The sequence below is a fragment of the Nonomuraea sp. NPDC049607 genome (assembly GCF_040675375.1).
Classification (GTDB): Bacteria; Actinomycetota; Actinomycetes; order Streptosporangiales; family Streptosporangiaceae; genus Nonomuraea.
In genome coordinates, this window is record NZ_JBFAOV010000001.1 from 512,330 (window position 1) to 528,158 (window position 15,829).

Here is a 15,829-nt window from a genome sequence, read left to right on the forward strand (position 1 = left end):
GCGACCCTTGGGTCGCGGGTGTCTGACCGTGATTCAGCTCTTCCGTCACGGCCCACCTCCTAGGTGTCATATCGGACCGAAATACCAGATTACGCCAGTCGGAGATGTCCTTCGTGACCGGGCTCGACCGTCGTGGTATCCGCTGGCTGCATCTTCACTGAGCTACCATGCCACCAACGGACGCGGTTTTCGCGCGCTTTTCTGGGTCGACGATAGGGGCCGTAGTTGTCGCGCCGGCTGGTCAACATAACCCTGGACAATCTCGAAGATCTGCCACGCCGTTGCCGGCGGTGCGTGTTCTGGGAGCTGGATCCCGTCAGTGGCGAGCGCGCCGTGCACTCGGGCGACTCCGGGCTGGAGAAGGAGGCCTGGATCTCGGGCACGCTGCTGGAATGGGGGAGCTGCGGGAAAATCGCCTATGTCGACGGGGTTCCGGCCGGGTTCGTCCTCTACAGCCCGCCGCTCTACAGCCCGCGTTCGCTGGCCTTCCCCACCTCGCCGGTGAGCGCCGACGCGGTGCTGCTGATGACGGCCCACATCATCCCCGAGTTCTCGGGCGGCGGGCTGGGCCGGATGCTCATTCAAGGCGTGGCCAAGGACCTGACCAGGCGCGGCGTGAAGGCCATTGAGGCGTTCGGCGACCTGAAGTGGGAAGAGCCTAGTTGTGTAGTTCCTGCTGAATACTTGCTTTCTGTGGGTTTTAAGACGGTTCGACCGCATTTGCGGTTTCCGCGGTTGCGTTTGGAGCTGAAGAGCGCCATCTCGTGGCGTGAGGACGTCGAGGTGGCCCTCGAACGCCTTCTGGGGTCCATGAGCCCGGAGCGCGCCCTTCGTCCCGTCTGACGGCTCTTGGGCGCCTGAGAAGGGCAAGCGAAAGCCCCCCGCGGGCACCGCCGCAGGGGGCTTCGACAGGAGGGCGACTAGATGATGCCTTCGAGCTCGCGCAGCAGCATGGCCTTCGGCTTGGCGCCGATGATCTGCTTCACGACCTCGCCCCCCTTGTAGACGTTCATCGTGGGGATCTGGAGCACACCGTACTGACGGGGAACCTCGGGGTTCTCGTCGATGTTCAGCTTGACGATCTCAAGCTTGTCGCCGTGCTCGTTCGCGATCTCCTGGAGGATGGGCGCGACCTGACGGCACGGGCCGCACCACTCGGCCCAGAAGTCGACCAGCACAGGCTTGTCGCTCTTGAGGACCTCGGTCTCGAACGTGGCGTCGGTAACTGCCTTCACGGTGCGCTCCTTACTTCTCGTTGTTGGCCAGCCAGCGCTCGGAGTCGAGCGAGGCGGCGCAGCCGGTGCCGGCCGCGGTGATGGCCTGGCGGTAGGTGTGGTCGACGACGTCGCCAGCCGCGAACACGCCGTCGATGTTGGTGGCGGTCGACGGCGAGGCGACCTGGATGTACCCGTTCTCGTCGAGGTCGATCTGGCCCTTGACCAGGTCGGTGCGGGGGTCGTGACCGATGGCCAGGAACAGCGCGTCGGTCGCCAGCTCGCACTCCTCGCCGGTCTTGACGTTGCGCAGCTTGACCGCCTCGACCTTGGTGTCGCCGAGCACGTCGACGACCTCGGAGTCCCAGACGAAACGGATCTTCTCGTTGGCGAACGCGCGCTCCTGCATGATCTTGCTGGCGCGCAGCTCGCCACGGCGGTGCACGACCGTCACCATGCGCCCGAACCGGGTCAGGAACGTCGCCTCCTCCATGGCGGTGTCGCCGCCGCCCACGACCACGATGTCCTTGTTGCGGAAGAAGAAGCCGTCGCAGGTGGCGCACCAGGACACGCCGTGGCCGGACAGGCGCTTCTCGTTCTCCAGGCCGAGCTCGCGGTAGCCGGAGCCCATGGTCAGGATGACCGACTTGGCGTAGTAGGTGTCGGTGTGGGTCTTGACGACCTTGGGGTTGGCCTCCAGGTCGACCTCGACCACGTCGTCGGCCACCAGCTCGGCGCCGAAGCGCTCGGCCTGCTTGCGCAGGTTGTCCATCAGGTCGGGGCCCATGATGCCGTCGGGGAACCCGGGGAAGTTCTCCACGTCGGTGGTGTTCATGAGGGCGCCACCCGCCGTCACGGAGCCCTCGAAGACCAGCGGCTTGAGTTCGGCGCGCGCGGAGTAGACGGCCGCGGTGTAGCCCGCAGGGCCCGACCCAATGATGATCACGTTACGAACGTCGCTCAACGCTCCCACGCCTTCCTCGTCTGCTGTTTGCTTCGGGCTCAACAGATCCTAGGCCGCGCTGATTCCCGCCCCTGCCAGCGAAACGAAAGAGCCCGCCGAAGCGGGCTCTGACGTGGGCTTTCGATTACCAGCGGCCCAATGTGGGCTTCCGCAGGTTCTTGCAGTTGAACGGGTCGACGATGTCGATGCGCAACTTCTTGGCGGCCTCGTCCTTCCAGGAGGCCACGACCAGCGCCTCCTGGCCGTTGTACTGGCCCTGGTCGACGGCGAACGTCTGCAGCTTGGAACGGGCGGCCACCTTGGCGACGCATCGGTCGACCCTGGCGGTGTCCGGGGAGCCTTCGAGGGCGGCCGGAGCCGCGCCGAAGTACCCGAGCAGCGGCTGGCGCAGCTCCCGGTCGCTGTAGTTGTAGTTGCTGTCGGTCAGGGCGTAGGCCCTCGCCCGCTGGTGGGACGGCTTCGACGATGTCGTCGACTCGGCCACCGTGGGCCCGGACGAACCGCCCGGTCCGCTTCCACCGGCCAGCAACCCGCCCGAGAGCGCCAGCGTGCCGACCACCACCGCGGCCGCCGCCGACGCCGCCACGGCGGGCATGGCCCACCTGCGCCGCCTGGAGGACCTGGTCCGGGCCGGGACGATGGTGCCGTCGTCGGAGACCACCCCGAGACGCGCCGGCTCGGGGACCTCCGCCGCCGGCTGCTCCCACGGCGCGTCCCGCATGAGCCTGTCCCAGTCAGGTGCCTCCACGAGGCCGACACCCCCGCGGGGGGACTCCGCCTCGGCGGCCAGCGCCTTGTCGATGCGCAGTGCGACGCCCATCGGCATTGCCGGTGTAGCGGTCGCCGCGAGCACCTCGCGAACCGCCGCCAGGTCTGCCAGAAGCTCCCCACAGGGGTCGCAGACCGCGAGATGCTCGCGGACCCGGCGTGCCGTCGCGGCGTCCAAGAGGTCCTCTGCCAGCTCGGCCAGGACCTCAAGATCGTAGTGCGTATCACCCGTCACGAAGTTCTGCTCCCTTCGCGGATGAGACGCGATTGAGGTCCGAACGGTTCCGCAGATGCGAAAGAATTGGGGCAAGTTTCGCGCGGCCCCGCGCGCATCTGCTCTTCACGGTGCCGCTGGGCACCTCAAGCACTTGAGCTGCGTCTTCGACTGAATAGCCCATCATGTCCACGAGCACGAGAGCCGCCCGCTGGTCGGTGGGCAGCAGTTTCAGAGCCGCCGAAACCTCCATCGAGACCTCGCGCTCGACGGTCTGGTCGGGGAGCGGGCTGTCCCGCTCGGCGGCCTCGATCAGTTCGTCGTCGGCCACCGGCCGGACGGACTTGCGCCGCATCCGGTCGAGACAGGCGTTGACGACGATGCGGTGGAGCCAGGTGGTCACGGCCGCCTCGCCTCGGAACGAGGCAGCCTTGCGATATGCGGAGACGAACGCGTCCTGAACGGCGTCCGCCGCTTCGTCAGGGTCACCGAGAGTACGCAACGCGACCGCCCACATGCGGTCACGGTGCCGTTTGACGATCTCGCTGAACGCGTGTGGATCCCCGTTGATGTGCGCGGTGAGCAGCTCGGCGTCTGTGATCGCCGGCCGTTCCGCTGCTGAGGGTGTCTCGGGTGGGGAGTTCACAAGAGAGATTCCTGATTTATGCCGATCCGGGAGAATGCACCACTACTTCATAGATGGTGCCACGAAACTGGCCTGCATCCGCCGGAACGCGCGTAAACCAGATCAAAACGTACCGACCGGTTGCCGGTTCCCCGGGAGTGAGGGTGGTCTTGCCCGAGGCGGACTTCTCGGTCGCCACGGTCTTGAGTGAACCGAGTTCGGGGGAGTCGCCGACCTTCAACTCGACGCTCGCGCCCTCGGTCTTGGCCAGCGTAGCCACCACGTCGCTGATCTGCATGGACTTGCCCATGTCGAGCAGCAGGCCGACGCCCTTCTTGAGGTTGCCCAGCTCGGCGCTGCCGTAGCTCTGGGTCGTCCAGGCCGTGCCGGGCTTGCCGTCGATGGCCTGGCCCGCGATGTCGGACTTCTCGTCGCCGTCGTCGCCGAGCGGGTCGAAGCCCTTGGCCTTGTCCGGCTTGACGGCCTGCGTCGAGGCCGCGGCGGAGGACTTGCCGGTGGTGGGGACGACCGACGCCTCCGGTGTGGCGGGGCTGCCGAGGCTGCGGCCGATCGTCCAGGCCCCGACGCCCACGGCGGCGATGACCAGCAGCACCACCAGGGTCATCAGCACCCGGTTGAGCACGTTGCCGCCACCCTGGTTGGGGGGACGGCGCGGCACGGTCGGCAGGGGCGGCGGCATGGTGCGCTGCTGCCGGTGGGCGATGTCGAGGCCCTCGGTGTGCGAGGCGGAGGCGACCGCCGGCGTCGAGGGGTAGGAGATCGCGATCGGCATGGGCCTGGCCACGTCGGCCAGCGCCTCGGCGACCTCGGACGGGCTCGACAGCGCGCCCTGGCCCTTGCGCGACTCGGGAAGGCAGGCGCGGACGGTAACCGTGTCCAGATAAGTCGGGACACCGGCGGTGACCTGTCGCGGCGAGCAGAAGTGGCCGTCGCTCATGGGGGCGGCGGGCAGGCCGCCCTCCTCCTCGTCGCCGGGCCAGTGGCCGGTCAGGCCGGCGTACAACAACCGGCCCAGCCCCTCGGCGTCGTCGAGGGCGGGCTGGTCGGTGGTGAGCCCGGACAGGGCGGCGTCGACGGCCACGCCGAGCACCTTGACCGTGTTGCCCGTCGTCCACACCAGGTGGGACGGGCGCAGGCACAGGTGGTAGAGCTTGGCCTCGTGGGCGTGCGCCAGGGCCTCGGCCGCCTCGGCCACCAGGCCGGCCGCGCGTTCGGGCTCCAGCGGGCCGCCGGCCAGCAGGTCGGTCAGGGAATCGCCGGTGACCCACTCGCTGACCACGTAGGAGTGGTCGTCGTCCTCGGCGGCGTCGAACACCTGCGTCAGGCGCGGGTCGGTGAGCCGGCTCGCGGCACGGGCGGCGGTGACGACCTCGTGCACGCGCGGGAAGTCGGGGCCGAACGTGTGCACCGCCACCGGCCGCGCGAGGATCTCGTCGATCGCCTTCCACAGGGTCGCGCCGTCGGACTCGCTGACGCGGTCCTCCAGCCGGAAGCGCTCGGCCAGTCGGGTGCCGGGTTCCACGGCCGACGTGCTCACAGGCTCTCTCCGCTAGGCCGATCGGGCGTGCTCATGACTCGACTCACCTGCGTGGTGGTGTCCCACGTAGGCACGCTATGCCGGGTGGATCCGCCCACGCCCCTCCTGCTTCCATTCGCGCGCGTAGGGCACCATGGTAGTGCCGAGTCGATTCCGCCCGCGTTCTTTGCCAACCGGAAACTCGTCAGCCGTCGTGGTCAAGTCCGTCCATATGGCGGATTTCCCAATTACTACCGACCTACGCGTCTCGCGACCATACCAACGAGTGAGTTGACCTCCGCTATGCGCATCCTGTGGGCGACGGCGAGATAGAGCAACAGGCCCAGGCCACCGCCCACCGCCAGGACGATCAGCGAGTTGACGAAGCCCAGACCGCCGAAGATCTGCGTGACCACCCAGACCGTGAGCAGCCCCAGCACGGCCGTGGGCAGGGAAGCCAGGTACATCCTGGTCAGAGCCGTGCCGATGGTCCAGCCGCCCAGGCCCTGCACCCGGCGGCTGGCCAGCGTCCAGGCCAGGACCGCGCCCAGCCCGTACGCGATGGCGTACGCGAGCGCCAGCCCCATCACGGCGTAGCGGGCGGGCAGCAGGACGAAGAAGATGATCATGAGCAGTGCGTTGACCGCGGTCGTGCCGGCCCCCACGAACACCGGCGTACGGGTGTCGCCGAAGCTGTAGAACACCCGCAGCAGGAGCTGGAACACCGCGAACGGCACCAGCGCCAGGCCGTAGACCTGGAGGACGTTCCCGATGTAGACGGCATCGGCGACGCTGTTGGCGCCGTGGCCGTAGATCGGCACGGTGATCGCCGGCCCGAGCACCATCAGCAGCAGCGAGACCGGCACCATGAGCGAGCAGATGAGCCGCACGCTCGACCCGAACTCGGTGCGCACGTCGTCGAGCCGGCCCTCGCCCACCGCCCGGCTCATCCGGGGCAGCATCGCGGTGATCACCGAGACGCCGATGATCCCGTACGGGAGCTGGAAGAGCTGGAACGCCAGCGTGTACGGGCTGATGCCGTGCCCGGCCACCTCGTTGCCCGCCGAGCTGGCCAGGTTGGTCGTCAGCATGAACCCGAGCTGGGTGACCACGACGTAGCCGATGGTCCAGACCCCGGCCCTGCCCATCTCGCCCAGCCGCGCGTTGCGCACGTCGAAGCGCGGCACGAACGAGAACCCCACGCGCCTGAGCGCGAAGATCAGCACCACCGCCTGGGCGACGATGCCCGCCGTGGTGCCGAGGCCGAGCAGCGCGAGGTCGCCGGTGGTGACCGCGTCGATGTCGGAGCCGCTGCCGACGACGGCGTAGGCCAGGAACACGCAGATGACGACCAGGTTGTTGAGCACCGGCGCCCACATGGGGGCGCCGTAGCGGTCGCGGGTGTTGAGGATGGCGCCCGCGACCGCGCCGATCCCGAAGAAGGCCAGCTGCGGCAGGATGAACCGGGCCAGCATGACCGCGGTCTCGAACTTGGGGGTGCCGCGGTCCCAGTCGGTGTAGAGGTCGATGAGCAGCGGCGCGCCCAGCACGGCGAGCGCCGCCACCACGACCAGCACGGCGGTGGCCAGCGTCAGCAGGCGCTGCTCGTAGGCCCGCCCGCCGTCGGCGTCGTGCTGCTGCGCCCGGACGATCATCGGCACCACGACGCTGCTCAGCACGCCCAGCAGCAGCAGGTCGAGGATGCTGTACGGGATCGCGTAGGCCGCGTTGTAGGAGTCGCCCAGCGCCGCGGTGCCGATGGCGTAGGCCAGCACCATCGTGCGGGCGAACCCGGTGACCCTGGACACCATCGTGCCCGCCGCCATGATGGCGCTGGCCCGCAACATACGGCTCATACGGTCTCATTCTCCCGGGATTTGCCCGCCCGCGCGAGCCGTCGCTCCGACCTTCGGCGCAGGATCCGCGTCACGACGGCGGCGAGCATCACCGTCAGCGCGGCGCCCACGATGACCAGGGCGATGCCGGTGTAGCCGGTGGTGCGGATGGTCAGTCGCTGCGGCTTGCCGTAGGGCAGGTTGTCGACTGTGCGCAGTTGCACGGTGACGGTGGCGTCGCCGCTGGTGGTGGCGTTCATGCTCACCTGGAGCGTGCCGCTCTGGTTGCCGCCGATCACCAGCGGCTCGATCGGCGCCGGCGGCGACAGGATCTGCAACCGCGCGCGGTCGTTGGACTTGACGTCGATGTAGAGGGTGACGGGTTTGTCCAGCGAGTTCTTCACGCTGATGGGCACCACGCCGTTGCTGCCGGCGAGCGTGCGCGGCGCGTCGGTGATCTGGATCTTGTCGATCTGGTCGTCGACCGCCGTGCCGACCAGCTTGGTCACCACCCGGCCCGCGCGGGTGTTGTTGCGCCAGGCGGACGAGGTGAGCCTGAGCACCGCGGCGTCGAAGGCCGTGGGCGCCTTGGCCCCGGTGATCGACGCGGTGAGCTGCGCCTGCGACGCGACCTCCCGGACGGGGGCCAGGTACTTGGCGCTCAGCTCCTCCTTGCGGTCCTGCTCGGTGTACGTGAGCCCGGCCCGCGGCGTCGCCGTCTTGCTCGGCTTGATCGAGTCGAGCGTGGTCATCGACAACCACGGCAGTTTGCGGGCGGTCTTCAGCAGGCTGGTGACCAGCGTCGGGTTGGGGTCCCAGCGGCGCGACGGCGCGACGACCAGCGACCGCGGCTCGACCTGCCCGGCCTCGGCGGCGATCATCGCGGTCTCGGCGATGAAGCGCTGGGTGCTGAGCAGGACCGTGGTGGGCGCGGTCGGCTCGAACAGCCGGCTCAGCTCGGCGTCGGCGACCAGCGCCTTGACCGGCCCGGCGACGGTGTCGAGCATGGCGGCGGCGTCGGGCGTGTGGGTGACCGGCGGCTGCGGCGGCAGGTTGGTGGAGTTGAGCAGGACGGTGGTGACCTTGCCGGGGCTGACCGAGAGCAGGTCGAGGGCATCGGCATCGAGGACGCCCGCGGGCGGCCAGTTGATCGACGTCTGCGTGTTGCGGTTGAGCAGCGCCCTGGCGGTCTGGCCGCCGAGCTCGATGGCCCGGCCGGGCTGCGCGTCGAGCCCCTGATGGGCCAGGGCCGTCACGTCGGGGTCGGCGTACGGGGTGGCGATCACGGGGGAGGCGGCCAGCGCCGTGCTCATGGTGGTCAGCCAGGTGCCGGCGGTGTCGTTGGCCGGCTTGCCCTCGGTGCCGTCCTTGGTCTTGACGTGGTAGCCCTTGGTCATCGCCTTCAGGTCGTCGAGCAGCGACGGCTCGACGAACCAGGTGACGCTCTTCGGCGCCTCCTGCGCGATGCGGGCCAGGTCGGCCAGGCGGCCCTTGCCGCTGAGCGACTGGCTCAGCTTGTCGTCGACGAACAACGTCTCGTCGGAGCCCCGGTGGGGCTGGTCGATGACGGGCAGGGCGACGGCGAGCTTGTTGCGCGGCGGCTTCGGCGTGGTGGGCGGGGCATAGGTGAGGAACGTGCGCTGCGCGCTGATCGGCACTTCGTTCTGGGAGACGTCGACGGCGACCCGGTAGACGCCGAACGCCTGGTAGCCGAGCTGGACCGGGGTCGCGGTGAACGTCCAGGTGGCCTGCCCGCCCACGGCCAGGGCCGGGACGTCCATGGCCGAGGTGCGGGACACGTTGGCGGGCAGGGTGGCGATGTTCTGGTCGCTCTGGTAGGCGGCCATGGAGGCGCGGTCGAAGAAGCGTTCGCCCGTGTAGCGCAGGCGTACGCGGAGGGGGCCGAGCGCGGTCCCGGTGTCGTTGCGGACCGTGCCGGTGAACTTGATCTCGTCGGTCGGACTGGTCGCCACCTGTGGCGTGATCGACGTGATGGAGACGGAGAGCGTCTCCCGTGCCGCCGCCGTGGCGGCGGAGTCGGGCGCCGCCGCCACCATGGCAGCGGAGTTCGGCGCCGCCGCCACCAAGGGGGCGAGCGACGCGGCGGACATCACGGCGAGCAGCGCGGCCTTACGGATCACGCGCATGCCAGGGCTGGGGTACGACGGCGCACGCCCGCAATGGTACGGGTTCAGTGCCGCGGCGCGACCGCCTCGCGGGTGCCCCGCGGTCGCGGCACCCGCAGGTCGACCGTCTTGCCGGTGAGAAGATTCAGCAGGTCGAGCGCACGAAGACAGAGCGCGGTGTGCCTTTCCCCGGTGGCGGTGAAGACGGCCGCGTCGTCGGCGACGAGCCGGTCGTCGATGAGCACCGGCAGCGACTCCGGCAGCAGCAGCGGGCAGACGAGCCCGCCGGTGTAGTCGGTGGCCGAGTTGACCAGGAAGGCCGGGGCCGGGCGCACCTGGCGGGCCCCCAGCAGGCCCCCGACGACGCCGGGCTGGGGCGGGGCCGCCGCCGTGGAGACGACGGCGACGACGACCTCGCTGCCGATCCTGGTGGCGACGTCGAACACGGTGACCACGACGCACCGCCCGGGTGCCGCGGAGACCGTCTCCGGCAGTTCCTCCGCGCAAGTCATGGGGCGCGGAAGGCGTACGATCTCATGATGGACCTGGTGTGCGAGGAGCCAGCGGTGGATCGCGAGGGCGTCCTTCATGAAGTCCTCCTCCGTCTCGCCCTGTTCCATGGCCCCCGACGGTCCCCAGACCGACGGTAACCCGGACCTGATGTGGCTCGGGGGATATGTTCCGGAATCGAAGGACCGACAGGGTTTGTCCGACTCAACAATGACCGAAAGCCAGCAGCGGGCGATGCACGACCTGTTCCGCAAGATCGCACCGGTGGCCGACGAGCTCGGCCGCCTGTTCGCCGACCACGGGCACGAGCTGGCCCTCGTCGGCGGGCCCGTGCGCGACATCCTGCTGGGCCGCGTCGGCAACGACCTCGACCTGACCACCGACGCCAACCCCCACAGGGTGCTCGACGTCGTCAGGGACTGGGCCGACTCCGTGTGGACGATCGGCATCGACTTCGGCACCGTCGGCCTGCGCAAGGGCAACTGGCTGATCGAGATCACGACGTACCGGAGCGAGTCCTACGACCCCAAGTCGCGCAAGCCCGAGGTCGCCTACGGCGAGACCCTGGAGGCCGACCTTGAGCGTCGCGACTTCGCGGTCAACGCCATGGCGGTACGCCTGCCCGGCCACGAGTTCGTCGACCCCTACGGCGGCCTGAACGACCTGCGCGCCAAGCTGCTGCGCACCCCCGGCACCCCCGAGCGCTCGTTCGCCGACGACCCGCTGCGCATGCTCAGGGCCGCGCGGTTCGCCTCCCAGCTCGGCTTCGGCGTCGACCGGGCCGCCCTGGCGGCGATGACCGCGATGGCCGAGCGCATCGAGATCGTCTCGGCCGAGCGCATCCGCGACGAGCTCGACAAGCTGATCTGCGGCGCCAACCCGCGCGAGGGCCTGCGCCTGCTGGTGGAGACCGGCCTGGCCGCCCACGTGCTGCCCGAGCTGCCCAAGCTGCGCCTGGAGATCGACGAGCACCACCGGCACAAAGACGTCTACGAGCACTCGCTGACCGTCCTCGACCAGGCCATCGCCCAGGAGGAGGACGGCAAGCCCGACCGCATCCTGCGCTGGGCCGCGATCCTGCACGACATCGGCAAGCCCAAGACCCGCCGCCACGAGGCCGGCGGGCGGGTGTCGTTCCACCACCACGAGGTGGTCGGCGCGCAGATGACGAAGAAGCGCATGACCGAGCTGAGGTTCCCCAAGGACGTCGTGGCCGACGTCTCCCAGCTCGTCGAGCTCCACCTGCGCTTCCACGGCTACGGCACGGGGGAGTGGACCGACAGCGCGGTGCGCCGCTACGTTCGCGACGCCGGCCCCCTGCTCGGCCGCCTGCACAAGCTGACCAGGGCCGACTGCACCACGCGCAACAAGCGCAAGGCGGCGGCGCTGTCGCGCACCTACGACCAGCTCGAAGAGCGCATCTCCCGGCTGGCCGAGGAGGAGGAGCTGGCCAAGATCCGGCCCGAGCTCGACGGCAACGAGATCCAGGCCGTCCTCGGTGTGGGCCCCGGGCCCGTGGTGGGTCGGGCGTACAAGTTCCTGCTCGACCTCAGGCTGGACAAGGGCGTGCTCGGCAAGGAGGCGGCCACCCAGGCGCTGCTCGACTGGGCGAGGTCACACGACCTGGGAGCGTGAGGACGACGTCGTGACCATCCGGTAGACCAGCGCCGCCACGGGGTAGCCGACCGCGATGATCACGACGGCCAGGTACGACTTGCCGTTGGGCGGCAGGATCGCCGCCGAGAGCGCGGCGGCCAGCACGTACATGCCGTTGAAGAGCATGTCGTAGATCGAGAAGGCGCGGCCGAGATAGGCGTCCTCGACGTCGCGCTGGACGGTCGTGTCGGCGCAGATCTTGACGCTCTGCCCGGCCACGCCCAGCACGAAGCCGGCCACCGGCAGCCCCCACGTCTGGAACGGCAGGACGAACGCCCCCGCCAGCACGCCGGCCGAGGACAGCGCGATGACCACCCAGCGGCCGATCCCGAACCGCTCGGTCGCGTACGGGGTGATGATCACCGCGAGGAAGTAGCCGAAGCCGGAGGTGGCCACCACCAGGCTGATCCCGCGCAGCGCGGCGTCGGGATCGCCGTCGGTGAAGTAGTAGCGGTAGAGGATGATGCCGAGGGCGGTGGCCATGCCGTACAGGAAGCGGTGGGCGGCCATCGCGCCCATGGTCGCGGCGGCGTCGCGGTGGCTCGCCAGGTGCCTGGCGCCGTCGACCAGGCCCACGACCACGTTGCGCAGCGCCTCGCGGGCCTGCGGCTGGCCGGGGTCGTAAGAGGGGCCGAGCAGCGCGCGGTCCATCGTGCGGGCGACCAGGGCGCTCAGCCCGAACATCACGCCCGACACGACCAGCAGCAGCGCGATGCCCGCGTCGCCGTCGCCGAACACCTCACGCAGCAGGAACCCGACGCCCGCGCCGACGAACGTGACCACGGTGCCGCAGGTCGGCGTCACCGCGTTGGCCGCCATCAGCCGGTCGGACGGCACCACGTGCGGCAGCGAGGCGCCGAGCGCGGCCAGGAAGAACCGGTTGACGCCGAGCACGCCGAGCGCGGCCGCGTAGAAGACGGGGTCGGGCGCGTCGGCGGCGACCAGCCCGGCGGCGACCAGCAGCAGCCCCCCGCGCACGAAGGGCGCGATGACGAGGATCTGCCGCCGCGACCACCGGTCGATGAACACCCCGACGAACGGCCCGAGCACGCTGTACGGCAGGAACAGCACGGCGAGGCCCGCGGCCACCGCAAGGGCGGTCGTCTGCTTCTCGGGGCTGAAGAACGCGAAGTTCGTGACGCCGAACTGGAAGATCCCGTCGGAGAACTGGGAGACCAGCCGCGTGCTGAACAGCCGTCGGAAGTCACGGCCTTGAAGGACGACGCGGAGATCGGCGACGAATGACACCCCGTCAGCCTAGCCCCGAGTGCCTGAACTAGGATGCGCCGGAGGTTGGTACGGCAGATGCCCGGCGGGTTACGAACGTGCGCCGGGATCTCGTACGCTTCGAAGCGTGACCACTGAGGAACACGTTGTGCTGGTCGACCGCGAGGGGCACGCGCTCGGCACCGCGCCCAAGACGTCGGTGCACGGCCAGGAGACCCCGCTCCATCTAGCCTTCTCCAGCTACGTCTTCGACCCTGAAGGCCGCGTGCTGCTCACCAGGCGGGCGGACCACAAGATCACCTGGCCGGGCGTCTGGACCAACAGCTGCTGCGGCCATCCGCTGCCCGGCGAGAAGCCCGCCCAGGCGGTCCTCCGCAGGCTCTCCTACGAGCTGGGCCTCGACGCCGGCCGCGCCGACCTCATGCTGCCCGGCTTCTCCTACCGCGCCGTCATGGGCAACGGCATCGTCGAGCACGAGCTGTGCCCGGTCTACCGCGTCACGGTCGACACCCCGGTGGCGCCCAACCCCGACGAGGTGGGCGAGGTGCGCTGGATGCCGTGGAAGGAGTTCGCCGAGGGCGTGCTGAGCGGCCTGCTGGCGATCTCGCCGTGGTGCAGGGAGCAGGTGCCGCTGCTCAGTGAGCTGGGCGCCGACCCGCTGGCCTGGCGTCCCGCCCCCGACGACGAACTGCCCCCCGCCGCGCGCGGCTGAGCCGCGGCCGCGAGGGGCCACCGGTCAGCGCTCGACCTCGCCCCTGATGAACTTCTCGACGTACTCGCGGGCCTCGTCGTCGGAGTACTGCTCCGGCGGCGACTTCATGAAGTACGACGAAGCCGACAGGATCGGGCCGCCGATGCCCCGGTCGAGGGCGATCTTGGCGGCGCGCACGGCGTCGATGATGATGCCGGCGGAGTTGGGGGAGTCCCAGACCTCCAGCTTGTACTCCAGGTTCAGCGGCGTGTCGCCGAACGAGCGGCCCTCCAGGCGCACGTACGCCCACTTGCGGTCGTCGAGCCACGGCACGTGGTCCGACGGGCCGATGTGCACGTCGGCCTTGCCCATCTCGTGCGGGATCTGCGAGGTGACCGACTGCGTCTTGGAGATCTTCTTCGACTGGAGGCGCTTGCGCTCCAGCATGTTCATGAAGTCCATGTTGCCGCCGAAGTTGAGCTGGTACGTGCGCAGCAGCTCGACCCCGCGGTCCTCGAACAGCTTGGCCAGCACGCGGTGCGTGATCGTGGCGCCGACCTGCGACTTGATGTCGTCCCCGACGATCGGCACGCCGGCCTCGGTGAACTTCTCGGCCCACTCGGGGTCGGAGGCGATGAAGACCGGCAGCGCGTTGACGAACGCCACCTTGGCGTCGATGGCGCACTGCGCGTAGAAGCGGTCGGCCTCCTCCGAGCCCACCGGCAGGTAGGACACCAGGACGTCGACCTGGTTGTCGCGGAGCACCTTGACCACGTCGGCGGGTTCCTCGTCGGACTCCTCGATGATCTCGCTGTAGAACTCGCCCAGACCGTCGAAGGTGTGACCGCGCATCACGGTCACGCCCGTCGGGGGCACATCGGTGATCTTGATGGTGTTGTTCTCGCTGGCGACGATCGCCTCCGACAGGTCGCGGCCGACCTTCTTGGCGTCCACGTCGAAGGCGGCGACGAACTCGACGTCGCCCACGTGATAATCACCGAACTTCACGTGCATCAGGCCCGGCACTCGCGCGGCCGGGTCCGCGTCCTTGTAGAAGTGGACACCCTGGACCAGCGAAGACGCGCAGTTGCCGACACCGACAATGGCCACGCGAACCGAACCCATCGCACTCGCTCCCTTACTCATCAGTTGACGTGGTATCTCTCTCGGGCCCTTCCGAGGCCCGCCGCTCCGTGGCGATCAGCTCGTTCAGCCAACGCACCTCGCGTTCGACCGACTCAAGCCCATGGCGCTGCAGCTCGAGCGTGTAGCTGTCGAGCCTCTCCCTGGTACGGGCCAGCGCCGTGCGCACGCTGTCGAGGCGCTCCTCCAGGCGGCTGCGGCGGCCTTCGAGGATGCGCAGGCGCACCTCGGCCTCCGTGTGCCTGAAGAAGGCGAAGTGCACACCGAAGCTCTCGTCCTCCCAGGCTGACGGGCCGGCCTGGGTCAGCAGCTCCTGGAGGCGTTCCTTGCCCTCGGCGGTCAGCTTGTAGACGATTTTCGACCGGCCGCCGACCATCGTGGCGGGAGCGGGCTGCTCCTCCACGATGAGGCCCTGGGCCAGTAGCGATCGCAGACAGGGGTACAGCGATCCATAGGAGAACGCACGGAACATGCCCAACAGGGCGTTGAGCCGTTTGCGCAGCTCATAGCCGTGTAGCGGCTGTTCGTGCAGCGACCCGAGAACGGCGAGCTCCAGAACTCTGCCTTGTCCGCTGGCCACTGGAATCGCCTCCTCTCGCGTCGATGTATCGAGTCGATACATCCAGAGGATACGTCGATTCGCTATAAGGCCGCAATCAAAGGATTTGCCAAGCCGTTGGGATGATTCGGTAAAACGCCGTAGTCTGGCGCTCATGTGGTCACAGCGGAGGGTGGTGGACTACGGCCTCGCCAAGCGGGCAGCGGTCCGTTCCCTTGAGGTGGGCCGCGCCTCGCGCGGAGACCTCTGTGACGCACAGCCGTACCTCCTTCGCGCAGCCCGCGTGTTCGGCGAGTCGACCGAACGTCTCTGCCCGGTGTGCGAGAGGGAGAACGTCACCAACGTGACCTATGTCTACGGCGATTCGCTCGGGCGGCATGCCGGTCAGGCAAAGGCCACGTCAGAGCTTGTCGAAATGGCCCATGATTACGATGAGTTCCGGGTGTACGTCGTCGAGGTCTGCCAAGGTTGTTCCTGGAACCACCTGACGGTCTCGTTCGTCCTCGGCAACGGACCGCCAGACCTCGTCGGCCAACCGTGAACACCGAGGGCGGCGAGTCACCTCACGCCCATACGCCGTTTTTATCCGACGACGATGCGAGGACGTGTGAGTAACAGCATGAATGAGGGGACGGCCCGCCCGGGAAGGCGCCGTCGCTCCAACTCATCCCGTTCTGTGCCCCCAGGTTCTCCTCCCCAAACCGGCGACTCCGATTGGGGTTCGACGCAGTCGCCGCGTCGTCCTGAAGCCGCCTATGAG

General features: G+C 69.0%; 15 protein-coding genes. 4 read left to right on the top strand and 11 right to left on the bottom strand.

Annotated features, from left to right (window positions below):
• Positions 1–225: 225 nt before the first annotated feature.
• Positions 226–843 (top strand): GNAT family N-acetyltransferase, encoded by a 618-nt coding sequence (locus AB0J97_RS02660; RefSeq protein WP_357693328.1) that lies wholly within the window; start codon positions 226–228, stop codon positions 841–843.
• Positions 844–920: 77 nt separating this feature from the next.
• Here the strand turns inward: AB0J97_RS02660 and trxA are convergent, their stop codons facing one another.
• The 8 genes from trxA to AB0J97_RS02700 all read right to left on the bottom strand — a co-directional run bounded on the left by trxA (position 921) and on the right by AB0J97_RS02700 (position 9,873).
• Positions 921–1,235 (bottom strand): thioredoxin, encoded by a 315-nt coding sequence (trxA, locus tag AB0J97_RS02665; RefSeq protein WP_364083578.1) that lies wholly within the window; start codon positions 1,233–1,235, stop codon positions 921–923.
• A gap of 10 nt (positions 1,236–1,245) precedes the next feature.
• Positions 1,246–2,178 (bottom strand): thioredoxin-disulfide reductase, encoded by a 933-nt coding sequence (gene trxB / locus AB0J97_RS02670; protein ID WP_357693331.1) that lies wholly within the window; start codon positions 2,176–2,178, stop codon positions 1,246–1,248.
• Between the two features lie 124 nt (positions 2,179–2,302).
• A complete protein-coding gene (locus AB0J97_RS02675; protein ID WP_357693333.1) occupies positions 2,303–3,181 on the bottom strand; it encodes a zf-HC2 domain-containing protein in 879 nt (292 codons plus the stop codon).
• Positions 3,171–3,806, bottom strand: a complete 636-nt coding sequence (gene sigM, locus AB0J97_RS02680) for an RNA polymerase sigma factor SigM (protein WP_357693335.1) — start codon at positions 3,804–3,806, stop codon at positions 3,171–3,173. The genes AB0J97_RS02675 and sigM overlap by 11 nt, the downstream gene beginning before the upstream one ends.
• 16 nt (positions 3,807–3,822) lie before the next feature.
• Positions 3,823–5,343, bottom strand: coding sequence for a protein kinase family protein (locus AB0J97_RS02685; protein ID WP_364083583.1), 1,521 nt, complete (start codon positions 5,341–5,343; stop codon positions 3,823–3,825).
• A gap of 230 nt (positions 5,344–5,573) precedes the next feature.
• Positions 5,574–7,178: a murein biosynthesis integral membrane protein MurJ gene (gene murJ, locus AB0J97_RS02690; protein WP_357693339.1), complete on the bottom strand. Its 1,605-nt coding sequence runs from the start codon at positions 7,176–7,178 to the stop codon at positions 5,574–5,576.
• Positions 7,175–9,304, bottom strand: coding sequence for a DUF6049 family protein (locus AB0J97_RS02695; protein ID WP_364083586.1), 2,130 nt, complete (start codon positions 9,302–9,304; stop codon positions 7,175–7,177). Before AB0J97_RS02695 ends, murJ begins: the two co-directional genes overlap by 4 nt.
• A gap of 44 nt (positions 9,305–9,348) precedes the next feature.
• On the bottom strand, positions 9,349–9,873 hold the full coding sequence (locus AB0J97_RS02700) for a YbaK/EbsC family protein (RefSeq protein WP_357693343.1): 525 nt from the start codon (positions 9,871–9,873) through the stop codon (positions 9,349–9,351).
• 130 nt (positions 9,874–10,003) lie between these two features.
• Between AB0J97_RS02700 and AB0J97_RS02705 the strand changes: the two genes are divergently transcribed.
• Complete coding sequence (locus AB0J97_RS02705; RefSeq protein WP_364083589.1) at positions 10,004–11,428, top strand: CCA tRNA nucleotidyltransferase; 1,425 nt, start codon at positions 10,004–10,006, stop codon at positions 11,426–11,428.
• On the opposite strand, the gene AB0J97_RS02710 is transcribed toward AB0J97_RS02705, so the two are convergent.
• The gene (locus AB0J97_RS02710; protein ID WP_364083592.1) at positions 11,408–12,697 is read right to left on the bottom strand and encodes an MFS transporter; all 1,290 of its coding nucleotides are present in this window, start codon (positions 12,695–12,697) and stop codon (positions 11,408–11,410) included. The genes AB0J97_RS02705 and AB0J97_RS02710 overlap by 21 nt on opposite strands.
• A gap of 106 nt (positions 12,698–12,803) precedes the next feature.
• Here AB0J97_RS02710 and idi point away from each other — a divergent pair, with 106 nt between their 5' ends.
• Complete coding sequence (gene idi / locus AB0J97_RS02715) at positions 12,804–13,388, top strand: isopentenyl-diphosphate Delta-isomerase (RefSeq protein WP_364083595.1); 585 nt, start codon at positions 12,804–12,806, stop codon at positions 13,386–13,388.
• Between the two features lie 24 nt (positions 13,389–13,412).
• On the opposite strand, the gene AB0J97_RS02720 is transcribed toward idi, so the two are convergent.
• Both AB0J97_RS02720 and AB0J97_RS02725 read right to left on the bottom strand, forming a co-directional pair.
• Positions 13,413–14,492: an inositol-3-phosphate synthase gene (locus tag AB0J97_RS02720; protein ID WP_364083598.1), complete on the bottom strand. Its 1,080-nt coding sequence runs from the start codon at positions 14,490–14,492 to the stop codon at positions 13,413–13,415.
• Positions 14,493–14,505: 13 nt separating this feature from the next.
• Positions 14,506–15,090: a PadR family transcriptional regulator gene (locus AB0J97_RS02725; protein ID WP_125640646.1), complete on the bottom strand. Its 585-nt coding sequence runs from the start codon at positions 15,088–15,090 to the stop codon at positions 14,506–14,508.
• A gap of 133 nt (positions 15,091–15,223) precedes the next feature.
• Between AB0J97_RS02725 and AB0J97_RS02730 the strand changes: the two genes are divergently transcribed.
• Positions 15,224–15,610, top strand: a complete 387-nt coding sequence (locus tag AB0J97_RS02730) for a DUF5318 family protein (RefSeq protein ID WP_364083602.1) — start codon at positions 15,224–15,226, stop codon at positions 15,608–15,610.
• The last annotated feature ends 219 nt before the right edge of the window (positions 15,611–15,829 follow it).